Origin of the sequence: Actinomyces capricornis, assembly GCF_019974135.1 — a bacterium.
In the GTDB taxonomy this organism is placed as follows: domain Bacteria; phylum Actinomycetota; class Actinomycetes; order Actinomycetales; family Actinomycetaceae; genus Actinomyces; species Actinomyces capricornis.
The window spans coordinates 2,747,601-2,762,536 of the sequence record NZ_AP025017.1; the positions used below are offsets into that span (position 1 = coordinate 2,747,601).

13 protein-coding genes are annotated in these 14,936 nt (G+C 73.1%); 7 read left to right on the forward strand and 6 right to left on the reverse strand.

Annotation, left to right across the window (positions count from 1 at the left end):
- Positions 1 to 9 precede the first annotated feature (9 nt).
- Positions 10 to 603, reverse strand: coding sequence for a DUF805 domain-containing protein (locus tag MANAM107_RS11265; protein WP_223908464.1), 594 nt, complete (start codon positions 601 to 603; stop codon positions 10 to 12).
- A 304-nt stretch (positions 604 to 907) separates the two neighbouring features.
- Between MANAM107_RS11265 and MANAM107_RS11270 the strand changes: the two genes are divergently transcribed.
- Positions 908 to 2,206, forward strand: a complete 1,299-nt coding sequence (locus MANAM107_RS11270) for an MFS transporter (RefSeq protein ID WP_223908467.1) — start codon at positions 908 to 910, stop codon at positions 2,204 to 2,206.
- Positions 2,207 to 2,239: 33 nt separating this feature from the next.
- Here MANAM107_RS11270 and MANAM107_RS11275 read toward each other — a convergent pair whose 3' ends face one another.
- A complete protein-coding gene (locus MANAM107_RS11275) occupies positions 2,240 to 3,592 on the reverse strand; it encodes a hypothetical protein (RefSeq protein ID WP_223908470.1) in 1,353 nt (450 codons plus the stop codon).
- A 173-nt stretch (positions 3,593 to 3,765) separates the two neighbouring features.
- On the opposite strand from MANAM107_RS11275, the gene MANAM107_RS11280 reads away from it, so the two are divergent.
- The 4 genes from MANAM107_RS11280 (at position 3,766) to MANAM107_RS11295 (ending at position 8,646) form a co-directional block, all read left to right on the forward strand.
- Complete coding sequence (locus MANAM107_RS11280) at positions 3,766 to 4,947, forward strand: bifunctional GNAT family N-acetyltransferase/nucleoside triphosphate pyrophosphohydrolase family protein (protein WP_223908473.1); 1,182 nt, start codon at positions 3,766 to 3,768, stop codon at positions 4,945 to 4,947.
- A 67-nt stretch (positions 4,948 to 5,014) separates the two neighbouring features.
- On the forward strand, positions 5,015 to 7,051 hold the full coding sequence (locus MANAM107_RS11285; protein WP_223908476.1) for a M3 family metallopeptidase: 2,037 nt from the start codon (positions 5,015 to 5,017) through the stop codon (positions 7,049 to 7,051).
- A gap of 38 nt (positions 7,052 to 7,089) precedes the next feature.
- A complete protein-coding gene (locus MANAM107_RS11290; protein WP_223908484.1) occupies positions 7,090 to 8,184 on the forward strand; it encodes an NAD(P)/FAD-dependent oxidoreductase in 1,095 nt (364 codons plus the stop codon).
- Between the two features lie 111 nt (positions 8,185 to 8,295).
- Complete coding sequence (locus MANAM107_RS11295) at positions 8,296 to 8,646, forward strand: DNA primase (RefSeq protein WP_223908487.1); 351 nt, start codon at positions 8,296 to 8,298, stop codon at positions 8,644 to 8,646.
- Between the two features lie 50 nt (positions 8,647 to 8,696).
- Here the strand turns inward: MANAM107_RS11295 and MANAM107_RS11300 are convergent, their stop codons facing one another.
- From MANAM107_RS11300 to MANAM107_RS11315, 4 genes are all read right to left on the reverse strand, one after another.
- Positions 8,697 to 9,677: an aldo/keto reductase gene (locus MANAM107_RS11300; RefSeq protein ID WP_223908490.1), complete on the reverse strand. Its 981-nt coding sequence runs from the start codon at positions 9,675 to 9,677 to the stop codon at positions 8,697 to 8,699.
- A 343-nt stretch (positions 9,678 to 10,020) separates the two neighbouring features.
- A complete protein-coding gene (locus MANAM107_RS11305) occupies positions 10,021 to 10,254 on the reverse strand; it encodes a ribbon-helix-helix protein, CopG family (RefSeq protein WP_223908493.1) in 234 nt (77 codons plus the stop codon).
- Between the two features lie 68 nt (positions 10,255 to 10,322).
- Positions 10,323 to 11,291 carry a RecB family exonuclease gene (locus MANAM107_RS11310; RefSeq protein ID WP_223908495.1) on the reverse strand — a complete coding sequence of 323 codons (969 nt, stop codon included), beginning with the start codon at positions 11,289 to 11,291 and terminating at the stop codon, positions 10,323 to 10,325.
- Positions 11,292 to 11,471: 180 nt separating this feature from the next.
- Positions 11,472 to 12,104 carry a hypothetical protein gene (locus MANAM107_RS11315; protein WP_223908497.1) on the reverse strand — a complete coding sequence of 211 codons (633 nt, stop codon included), beginning with the start codon at positions 12,102 to 12,104 and terminating at the stop codon, positions 11,472 to 11,474.
- 109 nt (positions 12,105 to 12,213) lie between these two features.
- On the opposite strand from MANAM107_RS11315, the gene MANAM107_RS11320 reads away from it, so the two are divergent.
- Positions 12,214 to 13,374, forward strand: a complete 1,161-nt coding sequence (locus MANAM107_RS11320) for a site-2 protease family protein (RefSeq protein ID WP_223908499.1) — start codon at positions 12,214 to 12,216, stop codon at positions 13,372 to 13,374.
- Positions 13,375 to 13,458: 84 nt separating this feature from the next.
- A complete protein-coding gene (locus MANAM107_RS11325) occupies positions 13,459 to 14,694 on the forward strand; it encodes a multidrug effflux MFS transporter (protein WP_223908501.1) in 1,236 nt (411 codons plus the stop codon).
- Positions 14,695 to 14,936 lie beyond the last annotated feature (242 nt).

Consider the following 14,936-nt stretch of genomic DNA (forward strand, 5'->3'; position numbering starts at 1 on the left):
TGGATCTGATCAGCTCCACTCGGGCCGGTAGTTCTCCGGCTTCGAGGGCAGAAGTCCGAACACGATAGGAGCGATAGCACCGGCGTAGGGGACGAACATGAGCAGCACCATCCATCCTGAGTACCCGGCGTCGTGCAGGCGACGGACGGACAGGGACAGGCTCGGGATGATGAGTGCAAGGAAGACAACGAAGAAGATCAGCGCGAGGACCACCGTTCCCGCGCCGAGAGCGGCTGCGGAGGATTCTGCAACAGTGGGGTCCTCCGAAGTGGCCACGGCGGCGGCCATCAGTGGAGCGATGACCATGATGTAGCCGATCACTTGGAGGATCACCAGGAACAGCTGGACCCACCAATACTCCGATTGTGAGGCGTAGCCGCGGAACTGGGCGTAGCGCTGGAAGAAGCGCTTGATGGCATCCCCGATGCTGGCGCCGGGCAGGGGGGCGACCTCGGGGCTCAGAGCCGGGGCGCCGAACTGGTAGCCACCGGCACCGTAGCCGCCGGGCATGCCCCCCGGCTGGCCGGGGAACCCACCGGGCTGCTGGGGGTAGCCCTGCTGCGGCTGAGCGCCGTAGGGGTCGGGAGTGTTTCCGTAGGACATAGAGGCTCCAGGGGTTGAGAGTTCAGGAGGCGCTCGAGTCGGGAGGACTGAGCTTCGAGGCACCGCGAGGGTGCACGTGCCCAGAGTAGGCACAGGAGGCGGGTTTCGTCATCCTCATATCCCCGCATCGGCTTCCAGGGGGCTGGGGAGCGGTCCCCACCGCTACGATGGCCCCTTGCGACCTCCGCGCGCACCTGCGCGCCCCGACGCCCTCACGGCCCGCAGCCGCGGCCGAGCCACCAGCAGGATCGGCCGCCGGGCAGCCGCCGGATCCGCCACTGAGAACCACTGATGAACGACTGACATGCTCCTGCCCTCCCTCCCCGGCGCCTCTGGTGCCCACACCCCCGCGCAGCTCATCCGCGCCCGTATCGCCGTCTACCTGGTCTTCCTGGCCAACGGCCTGGGCGTGGCCAACCTGGTGCCGCGCTACCCCGAGATCGTGGCCCACCTGGATCTGAGCAAGGCCTCCTTCGGGCAGGCCGTGGCCGCCACCAGCGTGGGCGCCCTCATGGCCGGACTCGCCGCCCCCCGACTCATCTCCCGCTTCACCTCCGCCCGCGTGGCCAGCCTGGGGATGGTGGTCGTCGCCGCGGCCCTGGCCGGGGCCGCCTACGCCCAGTCCTGGCTGTGGCTCGCCCTGTGCCTGCTGCTCATGGGCGGCACCGATGCCGTGGTGGATGTGGGCCAGAACGCGCACGGCCTGCGCATCCAGCGCCACTGGGGCTCCTCGATCGTCACCAGCTTCCATGCCGCCTGGTCCCTGGGCGCCGTCCTGGGCGCCGCCATGGGCCAGGCCGCCGCCGGGGCCGGCATCCCCCCGGGGCACCACATGCTCATGACCGCCGTGGTGCTGGCCCTCCTCAGTGCGGGCCCCCTGGTCCTGGGCTGGTTCCTGCCCGGCGACGACGACGCTGACCGGCCCCAGGCTCCTGCCGAGCTCCTCGCCGAGGAATCCGCGGAGGATCCCGCCGAGCGCACCTCGCAGGCCCCCGTGCAGACCACTGCGCACGCCCCCGCCGAGGGCGGGACCCGAGCGCCCCGCCGGGTGAGCGTGCTGACCGTCGGCGTGCTCGTCGTCGTCTCGCTCCTGTGCGCCGCGGCCATGTTCCCCGAGGATGTGGGCCACAACTGGTCCTCCCTGCTCCTGGCCGGCCAGGGGGCCGCCGCCGGCCAGGTGGGGCTCGGCATCGTCGCGATCCAGGGCACGATGATCGTGGGGCGGCTCGTGGGGGACCGGGTGGTCGACGCCCTGGGCGCCCGCGCCGTCATCGCCTGGGGAGGTGTGCTGGTGGTGGCGGGCATGGGCCTGGCCCTGGTGATGTCCTCCGTGCCCGGCACCCTCATCGGCATGGCCATCTCCGGGGTGGGATGCGCCGTGGCGGTGCCGGTGACCTACTCCGCCGGTGACGACATCCCCGGCCTGGCCCCCGGGCAGGGCCTGACCATCGTCTCCTGGCTGGCGCGCGCCGCCGGCCTCATCATGCCCCCGGTCGTCGGGTGGCTCTCCGACTCCCACGGACTGTGGGTGGCCCTGGCCTACGGGCTCATCGGGGGACTGGTGCTGGCCACCTGCTGGCCGGTCCTGCGCCGCCGGGGCTGAGGCCGGCCCCGCCGGCGGAGCCCGCCCCGCCGCTCAGGCCAGTCCGGCCCGTCGCCGGCGCTCGACGTCGTCGCTGCGGACCCGGAGCACCGCGCGCACGGAGAATGTCACCACGACGAGGGCCACCACCGCGATGATGAGCCAGATGGCGGAGCCGCCTCCCGAGGCGGGGTCCGGGGGGTACGGGGGCATCGCCTGATGAGTGAGGATGCTGCCGACGAGGGTGCCCGCGACACTGGCGCCGAAGAGGATGGCGCAGATCATGGCGGCGGCGTCCCAGGCGTCCTCGCGGCGCCGGGCGGCGCACCAGCCGGGCAGGCTGGGGACGTCGACGTCCTCCAGCCCCACCCTCAGAGGGCGGGGCTCCCCGGGCAGCCGGCGCGGATAGGTCACCACCACGGGGTCCGCCCCCTTGAGGAGCACGAGCATGATGGCCAGGGGCAGGCTCGCCACGACACAGGCCAGGGGCAGCAGGGGGAACCCGGTGCCGGCGGAGATGCCCGCGGCGATCAGGGCCGCCGGCACCAGGAGCACCACGAGGAAGAGCCCCGTCGCCAGGGCACGTCGTCGTCCGGCCCTGACCAGGCGGTGGACGTCCTGGGCGTCGGGCCAGGGCGGTCCCATGCGGCCATCGGCAGTCGTGGCCCGGACGATCCTCCCGCCCTGCGGGTACTGGCTGGGCGGATGCGTCAGTAGGTCGCGGCGCCTGCCCAGCTCCACATCCAGGGGGCGGGAGGAGCCTGGCTCCTGGCCGGCCACGCCCGTGAGCACCTGGCGCAGCAGGCCCCACTGATCCTCGGCGATCGATGTGGGGATCCGCAGCACCCAGGCCCGGCGCGCGCACACCGCCGCCATCGAGACCCCCACCAGGACGAAGACGGCGGGGAAGGCCAGGAGGATCCAGATCAGCTGGCCAGGGCCGGCGGAGCCCACCAGGTCCATCCGCATGCGCATCGCCATGACGACGGCCGCGCAGGCGAAGGCGAGGAAGGCCACCGCGCCGATGAGGTGGGGCAGGGGCGCGAGGCTGGGCCGGGCGGGCGCGCCCCGGTAGGCGGCGGGCTGGAAGCCGGCCAGCGCCGCCCCGATCGCCTGCTCCACCTGCTCGGCGCCCACCGGCCCGGCGGGGATGGTCAGGCGCTCGCGCACCAGCGGGATGCCGCTCGGCGAGCCGAGCCCGGACTCGTAGCGCCGGGTCGTGCGCCCGCCGTGCGTCGTGCCCGAGCCATGGGTATCGGTGTGGATCTCGGCCACGCGCGCGGGCACCACCTGCTCGACGCGGATCACCTGCCCCTGCTGGCGCACCCGCACGCGGGGCAGCAGCCAGCGCGGGACCGAGCCCGACGGCGCGGGAGTGGACGGGGACGGAGGGGGCAGTGGCGACATGGGGCCTCACCTGATCGTATAGTCGACGTGCTCTGCCTGCGGCGCACCTGGCGTCCGCCCAGCGGCTCGATCCTGGTGCAGGCTCATGGGAGCTTGCTGAGACCGGCCCGGACCGGGCCCGGTGAGGCGGGCCAGGACCGGGCGGCTCGTCCTCGGCACTACCATTGCCGGGCATGGAGTCATTCACCATTGAGGCCCCCGGTGGGCGGGAAGCGCCCGGGCTCGTGCTCTCAGCGCCCACCACCGCCGATATCGAGCGGATCTTCCAGCTGTGCCAGGACCCGGAGATCCAGGAGTGGACCTCGGTGCCCCGCGGCTACACCCGGGATGATGCCCGTGTCTTCGCCGAGGAGATCGTCCCGCGCGGCTGGGCCCAGGGCAAGGAGCTGACCTGGGCGCTGCGGCCCGTCGCGCAGCAGCTTCCGGCCGGCTCCGACGGCGAGCCCGACGGCGTGCCCGCCCTGGTCGGCGTCGTGGGGCTGTCCCTGGCCGGGGACGGCACTGCGGAGATCGGCTACTGGCTGGGCGCGCCGTACCGGGGGCGGGGCCTCATGGCCCGGGCGGTGCGCGCCGTCATCGAGGCCGCCTTCGACCCCGAGGGGCCCGTGGCCCAGGCGGGCAGGGGCCCGCTGTCCGCGCTGCGATGGCGCTGCGACATCCATGACGGCGTGCCCAACTGGGCCTCCTGGAGGCTCGCCTGGTCCGTGGGGTTCCGCAAGGAGGGGCAGGTGCGCCGCCTGCTGCGCAACGACGGCGTCCTGCACGACGGCTGGATCGCCACCCTGCTGCCCACCGACCCCCGCCGGCCCCAGGCCCCCTGGGACGGGCCGACGGCGCAGGGCCCGGCCCAGGCCCGCGGGGCGCGCACCCCCCTGGTGGCCACCACCGAGGTGGGGCGGCGCGAGGGCGATGACCCCGAGGCGCTGGTGCGCCGCTTCCACCACACCTACGGCCTGCCCATCCAGACCGACGGGCCCTCCCTGGAGCGCCGGAGCCTGGAGATGCGCATGAGCCTCATCGCCGAGGAGTTCGCCGAGCTGACCGGGGCGGTCTACGGCCCCGCCGCTCGCGCCGAGATCGAGGCGGCCTACACCCGGGCGGTGGCCGGGGATGAGGGCACCCGCGATGTGGTGGAGAGCGCCGACGCCCTGGCCGACCTCATCTACGTCATCTACGGCATGGCCCTGGAGACGGGGATCGACCTGGCCGCGGTGCTGGCCGAGGTCCAGCGCTCCAACATGTCCAAGCTGGGGGCCGATGGCCGGCCGATCTACCGCGAGGACGGCAAGGTCCTCAAGGGGCCGGGCTACTTCCCGCCCGATGTCGCCGGGGCGCTGCGGGCGGGAAGGGGATGAGGGTGGCGTTGCCACCGGCCATGCTGCCGCTACCGGCCCAAGGTCCCAGACGTGGCACGATGAGCCCATGAGCCTGACCGACGGCGCCCACGGCGCCCCCGACGCCGAAGTCCCTAGCACCGAGCTCCCCGAGTCCAACCCGCTGGCGCGCCCCTGGGCCCTGGAACTGGGGCTGCCGGACTTCGCGGTGGTGCGCCACGAGGACATCGAGCCCGCCATCCGGGCGGGCATGGCCGCCCAGCGCGCCGAGTGGGAGGCCGTGGCCACCGACCCCGCCGAACCCACCGTGGCCAACACGGTCGAGGCCCTGGAGCGCTCGGGCGACCTGCTGGGCCGGGCCCTGACCGTGCTGTCCTGCCTGACCTCGGCCACCTACTGCCCCGACCTGGATGCCCTGGAGGAGCGGCTGGCCCCCGAGCTGTCCGCCCACCAGGACGCCTACACCCTCGATGCGCGCCTCTACCGGCGCTTCAAGGCCCTGGACGAGCAGGCGGCGAGCCTCGATGAGGAGACCGCCAGGCTCGTCCGTTTGAGCGTGGAGGCCTTCGAGCGCGACGGCGTCTCCCTGGAGGGGGAGCGGGCCGAGCGGCTGCGCGAGATCAACGCCCGCACGACCGCGCTGGAGTCTCGCTTCTCCACCCTGGCCACCGAGGCCATGCACGCCGCGGGGGTTGCCAACTACACGGCCGCCCCGGCGCTGGCCACCACACGCCCGCATGCGGAGCGCGTCGAGCTCCTGGCGCGGTCCATGTCCCGCGGCCTGGGCGGGGAGCACGACACGCGTGACATCGTCCTGGAGCTGGCGGCCCTGCGCGCCGAGCGGGCCGAGCTGCTGGGCTACCCCCACCACGCGGCCATCGTGGCCGCGCAGTCCGCCGCCCGGACCACCCGCGCCGTCTCCGAGATGCTCTCGCGCCTGAGCGGCCCGGCCATGGCCAACGCCCGCCGGGACGCCCGGGGCCTGGCCGAGCGCATGGCCGCCGACCCCCAGACCCGGCCGGGGGAGGCCTTCGGCCCGGCCGACTGGCCCCTGTACGAGGCCGCCGAGCGCAAGGAGCGCTTCGGCGTCGACGATGAGGTCCTGGCCCCCTACCTGGAGCTGTGGAGCGTGGTGGAGAAGGGCGTCTTCGCCGCGGCCACAGGTCTGTACGGCCTGACCTTCCACGAGCGCCCCGACCTGGCGGCCCACATGTACGACCCCACCGTGCGCGTGTGGGAGGTGCGTGACGGCCAGGACCGCGGCGCCCCCCTGCTGGGCCTGTTCGTCGGCGACTACTACGCCCGGCCCGGCAAGGCCGGCGGGGCCTGGATGTCCAGCCTGGTGGAGCAGTCCCACCTGCTGGACCGGCGGCCCGTGGTCATCAACTGCGCCAATATCGAGCAGCCCGAGACCGGGCCGGCCCTGCTGACCTGGGATGAGGTCATCACCTGCTTCCACGAGTTCGGCCACGCCCTCCACGGCCTGCTGGCCGACACCCGCTACCCCTCGGCCTCCGGGACCAACGTGCCCAACGACGTCGTGGAGTTCCCCAGCCAGGTCAACGAGAGCTGGGCCCTGCACCCCCGGATCCTGGCCTCCTATGCCCGGCACGTGGACACCGGTGAGCCCATGCCCCCCGCCCTGAGCGAGCAGCTGCGCCGCCAGGGCGCCTTCGGCCAGGGCTACGCCACCACCGAGTACCTGGGCGCCGCCCTGCTGGACCAGGCCTGGCACACCCTGGCCGCCCAGGAGGTGCCCACCGACCCGCAGGAGGTCGAGGCCTTCGAGCACCGGGCCCTGGCCGCCGCCGGCATCGACGACGCCCTGGTGCCGCCGCGCTACCGGTCCACCTACTTCTCCCACTGCTTCGCCGGCGGCTACGCGGCCGCCTACTACGCCTACATCTGGAGCGAGGTCATGGACGCCGACGCCACCGCGTGGCTGCGCACCGATGGCCAGGGGGCCATCGACGGCGACCAGGGCCTCAACCGCACCGCCGGGCAGGCCCTGCGCCGGGAGTTCCTCTCACGCGGCGACTCCCGCGACGCCCTGACCTCCTACCGGGCCCTGACCGGGCACGACCCGCAGATCCAGCCGCTCCTGGAGCGCCGCGGTCTGCTGTGAGCACGCCACCACCACACCCCTCAACGGAAGGAAAGCACATGGCCCGCGTCACCATTGTCGGCGGCGGCTACGGCGGCATCACGGTCGCCAAGGCGCTCGACGACGTCGCACAGGTCACCCTCATCGAGCAGAAGGACACCTTCGTCAACCACGCCGCCGCCCTGCGCGCCGCTGTGGACAGCCAGTGGGCCGACAAGATCTTCATCCCCTACGACAAGCTCCTGACCAACGGCCGCGTGGTGCACGGCACCGCCCTGGCCGTGCACGGCACCACCGTGGAGGTCTCGGGGCACGGCCCCATCGAGGCCGACTACCTGGTCCTGGCCACCGGCACCAACTACCCCTTCCCGGCCAAGCACCTGGAGTCCTCGGCGGTCATCGCCAAGGCCCGCATCGAGCGCATGCGCGCCAACCTGGCCCAGTCCGGGCGCGTGCTCATCGTGGGGGCCGGTGCCGTGGGCATCGAGCTGGCCGGGGAGATCACCTCCGCCTTCCCCGACATCGCGGTCACCCTCCTGGAGACCGCCGATCGGATCATCCCCGAGGGCGACTACAAGGAGGAGATGCGCCAGGCCATCGTCTCCCAGCTCCAGGAGCGCGGCGTGGAGATCATCACCGGCGACAAGCTCGCCTACCTGCCCCCGGTGGATGTGGGCGTGCTGGCCCCCTTCCGCGTGGACACCAAGAGCGGGCGGCGCATCGAGGCCGACATGTGGTTCCGCGCCTACGGATCGGCCGCCGCCACCGGCTACCTGGGCACGGACTACGAGGAGATCCGCCACTACAACGGCACCATCCGGGTCGACGACCAGCTGCGGGTCGTGGACCACCCCGGCGTGTGGGCCATCGGGGACATCACCGACGTGCGCGAGTCCAAGCGCGCCGACGCCGCCCGCGCCCACGCCCAGGTCGTGGCCCGCAATATCGCCGACCTCATCGCCGGCAAGCAGCCCACCGCCACCTACCGGCCCGGGCCGGAGATGGTGGTCCTGCCCCTGGGGCCCGGAGGCGGGGCCGCCCAGATCATGCGCGATGGGGTGCGCGTCGTCATCGGACCGGAGGAGACCAGCCGGATCAAGGGGGAGGACCTCTTCCTCGGCTTCGTGCGCGAGGAGCTGGGCGTGGCCGAGTGACCCGCCCCGCTGCTCCCGGCCCCCTCACCCGGTGAGGGGGCCGGCATCGGCTCGGGCACCATCGCCTCCACTCTGTTCACCACGGCGGGGGTTGCCGGTAGTGTGTCCTCCATGACGAATGACCCGCGGTCCGCGCTCAACCGACTCATCGCCGCTTTCGAGGCGCACCTGGATGCCGCCGTCACCGGTGACGAGTTCTCGCCGGCCGTGGTCGCTGCCGAGAACGCCCTCCAGGACGCCTTCTTCACCTACGACGACACCCTGTTCACCGCCTACGGCATCGAGCTGCCCTTCGAGACCTTCGACGGGGACGGCGAGGATGACGACGACTACGACGACGTGGACGACGACGTCGTGGATGACGACGATGACGATGACTACGACGATGAAGGCGACGAGGACGACTACGACGACGATGACGACGATGAGGACTACGACGACGAGGAGCCCGAGCGCCGCTGAGGCGCGCTGAGGCCGCCTTCCCCGCCGCCGCCTCGCCGTCCCCGGGCGCGCTAGAAGCGCTCGGGGTAGCCCATGGGCGGGGCGGTGACCTCGTCCAGGGCGTGGCGGATCTGGACGGGCAGGCGCAGGTCCTCGGCGGCCAGCGCCCCCTGGAGCTGCGCGGGGGTGCGGGCCCCCACAATCGTCGAGGAGATCCCCGGGGCGTCGCGCGCCCAGGACAGGGCGATCTCCACCGGCTTGCGGTCCAGGCCTGCGGCCGCCGTCGCCACCGCCTCGGTGACCCCCTGGTGGGCCTGCGCCAGGTAGGGGGCCACATAGGAGCGCAGGTGGGGTGAGGCCGCCCGGGAGTCGGGGGGAGTCGAGGAGCGGTACTTGCCGGTGAGCACGCCCCGGCCCAGCGGCGCGTAGCCGATGACGCCGAAGCCCAGGGCCGAGGCCGCGGGCAGCAGCTCGCGCTCCACCCCGCGCGAGAGCAGGGAGTGCTCGACCTCGACCGCGGCCAGGCCCGGGCCCTGGGCGGTGGCCTTGAGCAGGTCGGCCACATGCACCGTCACCCAGGCCGGGTGGTTGGACAGGCCCACGTAGCGGGCGCGCCCGGAGGAGACGGCCAGGCTCAGGGCGTGGGCCATCTCCTCCAGGGGGGTGGTGGTGTCGGGGACCTGCACCAGCCACAGGTCCAGGTGGTCGGTGCCCAGGCGCTGCAGGCTCATGTCCAGGGTGTCCAGGAGGGTGCCGCGCGAGGCGTCGGCCACGCTGGGCCGCTCGCCGGTGCGCCAGGTGCGCACCCCGGCCTTGGAGACCAGCACGATGTCATGGCGGTGGACGTGCTCGCGCAGCAGGGTGCCGATGACCTCCTCACTGGCGCCCTCGCTGTAGGAGGCGGCCGTGTCCACCAGGGTGCCCCCGGCGTCCAGGAGGATGTCGAGCTGCTCCTTGGCCTCCAGCTCGTCTGTGTCCCGGCCCCAGGTCATGGTGCCCAGGCCCACCGAGGACACGCGCAGTCCGGTGCGGCCGAGTCTCCTGTGCTCCATGGGGCTAACCGTAGTGGGTCGGCAGCCGTTTCCCGAACGTGACCTGCTGGCCCCGGTCCCCGCCGGCGCTCAGGCCGCCGGGCGGTGAGAAGCTCCGCAGCACCCTAGGGGAGCAGGCCCCAGAACTGCTTGCGAGCGGGCATGGCGTGGATGATCAGTTCTTCTCCTCCCTCGAAGACGAGGACCACGGTCTCAAGGAGGCGCGCATGGCGGTCGAACCCGAGCCGCAGTTCTCGGTGAGGCCAGCCCTTGTCTTCCAGTGGCTCGATCCACTGCGCCTAGTAGGCGGCATGGGTCACGTCCTGTGCAGCGATCCCATGCTTGAGGGCAGTGTGATGAACTCTCATGCGGCGAAGTCGGTGAGCGCTCGGCGGATCACCTCGGAGCGCGAGATCTGCTCACGGTCGGCAGCAGCGTCCAGGGCGGCGATCTCCTCGGTGGTCAATCGGACCGCAATGACCTGCATGGGCTGCGCTCCGCGGCCCGGGCGACCCCGCCCGCGCCTCTTCATCTCCTCGACGTCGTAGCCGGCCTCCGCCTCGGCGACCCACTGCGCGATCTGCTCCTCAGACACCATGCCATTATCGTATAACGATATTCCTCTGGTGGGGTGGGGACTGTGCAGGAGGTCTCAGGCCACAGGCATCAGGCCACCTGCCGGCGGGCGGTGAGGAGCTGGGCGACGCCGTCGTCGGGCAGCGGGGGAGCCTGGCCGCCGAAGAGCGGGCACTGGGCCTGGAAGGCGCACCAGTCGCACAGGCGGGAGCGGCGGGGGCGGAAGTCCCCGGCGCGCGCGCAGTCCTCGATCTCATCCCAGATGCGCGAGATCCTGGCCTCGGCGGACTCCAGCTCGGGGGTGCGCGGGTCGTGGGTGAGGGTGCGCCCGTCCTTGAGGTAGATGAGCTGGAGGCGCGCGGGGGCACGGCCCCGCAGGCGCCAGAGCACCAGGGCGTAGAAGCGCATCTGGAACAGGGCGTCCTGCATGTAGCGCGGGTGCGGGCTGCGGCCGGTCTTGTAGTCCACCACGCGCATGGCCCCGTCGGGGGCCACGTCCAGGCGGTCGACGAAGCCGCGCAGGAGCAGTCCGTCGGAGGTCTCGGTCTGGACGAAGAGCTCGCGCTCGGCCGGCTCCAGGCGCGTGGGGTTCTCCAGGGAGAAGTAGGTGCCGATGAGGGTGCGGGCCTCCTCCAGCCAGGACTCCACCTGGGCCGGGCCGCCCTCGAAGAGCTCCATGACCTCCGGGCTCTTATCCCGGTGGGCCTCCCACTGCCCGGGCAGCAGCTCCAGGGCGGCCTCGCGGCTGCGCCGGGGTGCGGGCAGGTCGTAGAGGCGCTCCAGAACGGCGTGCACGACGGTCCCCTTGTGGGTGGCCAGGGAGCCGGGCTCGGGCAGGCGGTCCACGGTGCGCAGGCGGAACATGAGCGGGCACTGCATGAAGTCCTTGGCCCGTGAGGGCGACAGGGCGGCCCGCCGCCCCGGGCCGCGCCCTCCCCGGGGCCCCGGGCCGGTGGGGCGCGGCGCACTGCCGGGGCGGGCCCCCACCGCGGGGATCGAGGCCTTGGCGGAGTCCAGGCCTGCCGAGCTCAGGTCTGGGGAGGCGGGCGTGTCATTCATGGGGGCGACGCTACCGGTGGGCGGCACTGCGAGGGCGCTGTGCCGCGCCCCTGTCCACAGGGCGGTGCGATCGACCGTGCGCAGGTCGCGCTGTGGAGCACGGCGAGGCGCGGCGGGCTGCGGATGGGTGGGGGAGCCTGCGCCGATCCGCCGCCGGGGGAGGGAGGGGGCGGGCCGGTTCTATGCGGCGGGCGTGGTCCCGGGCCTGCCGCGACGGCCCCGGCCGGACAGGCGCGCCAGGAGGGCGAGGACGCATGCGAGCAGCAGGAGCAGGACCCCGAGGGAGACGAAGACGCTCTTGCCCAGGGAGAACATGCCGCCGATCTGGGGCAGGGCCGTGGGGACCTGTGGGAAGGAGCGGATCATGAGGGCGGTGCAGGTGTTCTCGCCCCAGTCGCACAGGGCGCCGATGAGGGGGATCCACGTCACTGTCCTCCTCAGGGCCGGGCGCCCGGCCGCCCCGGGCAGGTGCCCGGCGAGTGCGCGCAGGCTCAGGCTGATCGCCAGAGCGGAGGCCAGCGGGTAGACCATGTCCAGGGGGAGCTGCACTGTGAGGTAGAAGCGGCGCCCCTCCTCGCCCAGGGCGGACAGGAGGTCGACCGCCTGGGCGTGCCCCAGCCCCGCGGGCATGAGGTCCGGGATGTGCCGGCCGCCCGCCAGGCCATGGAGGTGGGGGATGGTCACCGTGAGCATGACGGCGTAGATGGCGACCGCGACCGCGTACAGGCCGATGAGCAGCCAGGGCGTGGAAGAGGGTCTTGACCAGGGCCTGGTCGGGTGAGGGGATGGCCTGCGGGTGCGTCGGAGCATCATGGTGGCCACTGTGCACGACGCGGCTCGGCGCTGTACATCCGGTGCCTCCGCCGGCACCGGGCCCTGCCGCGTCCTATCGCGCCCAGGCAGGCCCAGTAGGCTCGCGCGCATGCCGTCACTGCCGTCCACCCCTGCCGCTGCCGCCTCCTCACCGACCGCCCGTGGGGAGTGGGTCCTGGGCCGTCTCGGCGGCGCGCCCATCGTCGTGGCCCCCACCTCCGCGCTGCTGGGACTCATCATCGCGGCCAGCTGGTACCCCCTGGTCTCCCAGGTGCTGGGGCCCTTCGGCATCGCGACCATCCTGGGTGTCGTCCTGGTCACCGTCCTGGGCGTGGCGGCCTCGGTGCTCCTCCACGAGCTCGCCCACGGCGCCGTCGGCACCCTCCTGGGGCGCAGGCCCACCCGCTACGAGCTCTACCTGTGGGGCGGGCTGACCACCTTCGGGGGCGCCCCCGCCACCTGGCGCCCCTGGAGGAGCGCGGCGGTCTCCCTGGCCGGCCCCGCCACCAACCTGGCGCTGTGGGCGGGCGGCCGGGCCCTCCAGGACGCCGCCGACCTGCCCATCCCCGTCTACGTGGCCACCTGGGCCCTGACCTGGGTCAACCTCGCCCTGGCTATCTTCAACGCCCTGCCCGGCCTTCCCCTGGACGGCGGCCACGCCCTGTCCTCCCTCATCGAGCAGGCCACCGGCAACCGACTGCTGGGGCTCAAGGCCGCCGCCTGGGGCGGTATCGGCGTCGTCGCCCTCATCGTGTGGTGGTGGGTGGGCCGCCCCCTCCTGGCCGGGCACAGGCCCGGCGCCTTCAGCCTCGTCATCATGGCCATGGTCGCCTGGACCATCGGCTCCACCAGTTGGCGGGTCCTGGGCCTGGGCCGCGGTGCCCGGGCCGCCCAGCGCCTCGACCTGCGCACGCTCGCCCGCCCCGTGGCCACCGCACCCTCCCACACCCCCATCGGCCAGGTGCGCGAGATCCTCGACGACGGCGCCGCCCTCGTCCTGGTCCGCGACGGCGACCAGCTGCTGGGCACCATCGACCGGGCGGGCCTGGACCAGCTGGACCTGCATGAGGGCGCCGGCGGGGACACCGGCCAGGGCGCGGCCATCACCGCCGGTCAGGTGTGCACCGTCCTGCCGTCCGCCGCCCTCACCAGTGAGATGACCGGCCCGGCCGCCGCCGATGCCATGAGCCGGGCCCGCGCCGTCTCGCGCTGGCTGGTCCTCATCGAGGCCGGGCGGATGCGGGGCGCCGTGCCCACCGGGGCGCGCTGACTCCCCGCGCCGCTGGGGGAGCCGATCAGGCGCGGTGGGAGTAGCGTTGCGCTGCCCCAATGCCCGACGTCGAGAGGACTCCCCATGGCCGCAGAGCACGGTACCCGCGATACCGCAGGCGCCACCATCACCATCGGGCTCATCGCGGCCCTGGCCATCCAGAGCGCCGTGCCGCCCTTCGCCACGGACATGTACTCCCCGGCCTTCCCCCGCGTCACCCGCGACCTGGCCACCACCTCCACCTCGGTGGGCCTGACCCTGACCGCCTTCTTCGTCGGCATGGGCCTGGGCCAGCTCATCGGCGGCACCGGTTCGGATCGGTGGGGCAGGCGGGCGCCCATGATCCTGGGCGGCCTGACCTGCACCCTGGGAGGCATCGTCTGCGCCCTGGCCCCAGGCATCGGCGTGCTCATGGCCGGGCGGGTCCTCCAGGGCCTGGGCGGTGGCGCGGCCGCCGTCGTGGGGCGGGCGGTCCTGGTCGACGTCGCCCGCGGGGACCAGCTGGCCCGCATCATGTCCATCCTCATGGCCCTGGGGGCCCTGGCCCCCATGATCGCCCCAGTGGCCGGGGGAGCGGTCCTGTCCGTGGCCGGCTGGCGGGCCATCTTCTGGTGCCTGGCCGGCTTCGGCGTGCTCATGATGGCCATGGCGGCCCTCCTCATCCCCGAGACCCTGCCCGCCCAGGAGCGCCGGGGCGGGGGACTGCGCCGCTTCGCCCAGGGCCTCCTGGATCTGGTCGCCCGACGGCGCTTCATGGGCTACATGCTCACCTCCGCCTTCTCCGGCTTCGCCATGTTCGCCTACGTCTCGGCCTCCTCCTTCGTCCTGCAGCAGATCAAGGGCCTGAGCCCCATGGAGTACTCGGTGTTCTTCGCCTGCACCGCGGGCTCCAGCATGCTCATGGCCATCCTCAGCTCCCGCCTGGTGGGGCGCCTCCCGCCGCGCCGGCTCATCGGGGCCGGCCTGAGCCTGTCGGCCCTCGGCATCACCGTGGTGACCCTCAGCGTGCTGGTGCTCGACCTGGCCCTCATCCCCCTGTGCGCGGGCTTCGTCACGACCATGGCCGCCCAGGGCTTCGTCTTCGGCAACGCCAGCGCCCTGGCCCTGTCCGAGGCCCGGCACATCGCCGGGACCGCCAGCGCCTTCATGGGCCTGGTCCAGGCGGCGGCCATGGGGTCCTCCGCCCCACTGGCCAGCTCCGGGGGCGGCGCCAGCGCCACCCCCATGGTGGTGGTCATGCTCGTGGGCATCACCGGAGCCTGGTGCGCCTTCACCCTGGCGGGACGGGGCGCCGCGCAGCACCACCTGCCCGAGGTCTGAGCCGGCCCCGCCGACGGCGGCGCGCCTCGTCCGCCCAGAACCCGCCTGCCCAGAACCCGCCTGCCCAGACTCCAGCCCAGAATGCGAGTGCGGGGTGCAGAAAGCGAGTGCAGGGTCATCGCATTCTGCACCCCGCACTCGCAATCCGCATTCCTGTGCGGCGACCCGGGATCCACATCAGGCGTGCTGCAAGCGCTGTCCACAGCGCTGGAGGGCTGCACTGGCAGCCCGAGTGATGCGGG

Coding starts and splice junctions, on each gene's coding strand:
- MANAM107_RS11275 (WP_223908470.1), bottom strand. CDS start 3,592: ATGTCGCCACTGCCCCCTCCGTCCCCGTCCACTCCCGCGCCGTCGGGC.
- MANAM107_RS11315 (WP_223908497.1), bottom strand. CDS start 12,104: ATGATGCTCCGACGCACCCGCAGGCCATCCCCTCACCCGACCAGGCCC.
- MANAM107_RS11280 (WP_223908473.1), top strand. CDS start 3,766: ATGGAGTCATTCACCATTGAGGCCCCCGGTGGGCGGGAAGCGCCCGGG.
- MANAM107_RS11325 (WP_223908501.1), top strand. CDS start 13,459: ATGGCCGCAGAGCACGGTACCCGCGATACCGCAGGCGCCACCATCACC.
- MANAM107_RS11285 (WP_223908476.1), top strand. CDS start 5,015: ATGAGCCTGACCGACGGCGCCCACGGCGCCCCCGACGCCGAAGTCCCT.
- MANAM107_RS11270 (WP_223908467.1), top strand. CDS start 908: ATGCTCCTGCCCTCCCTCCCCGGCGCCTCTGGTGCCCACACCCCCGCG.
- MANAM107_RS11310 (WP_223908495.1), bottom strand. CDS start 11,291: ATGAATGACACGCCCGCCTCCCCAGACCTGAGCTCGGCAGGCCTGGAC.
- MANAM107_RS11320 (WP_223908499.1), top strand. CDS start 12,214: ATGCCGTCACTGCCGTCCACCCCTGCCGCTGCCGCCTCCTCACCGACC.
- MANAM107_RS11300 (WP_223908490.1), bottom strand. CDS start 9,677: ATGGAGCACAGGAGACTCGGCCGCACCGGACTGCGCGTGTCCTCGGTG.
- MANAM107_RS11305 (WP_223908493.1), bottom strand. CDS start 10,254: ATGGTGTCTGAGGAGCAGATCGCGCAGTGGGTCGCCGAGGCGGAGGCC.
- MANAM107_RS11265 (WP_223908464.1), bottom strand. CDS start 603: ATGTCCTACGGAAACACTCCCGACCCCTACGGCGCTCAGCCGCAGCAG.
- MANAM107_RS11290 (WP_223908484.1), top strand. CDS start 7,090: ATGGCCCGCGTCACCATTGTCGGCGGCGGCTACGGCGGCATCACGGTC.
- MANAM107_RS11295 (WP_223908487.1), top strand. CDS start 8,296: ATGACGAATGACCCGCGGTCCGCGCTCAACCGACTCATCGCCGCTTTC.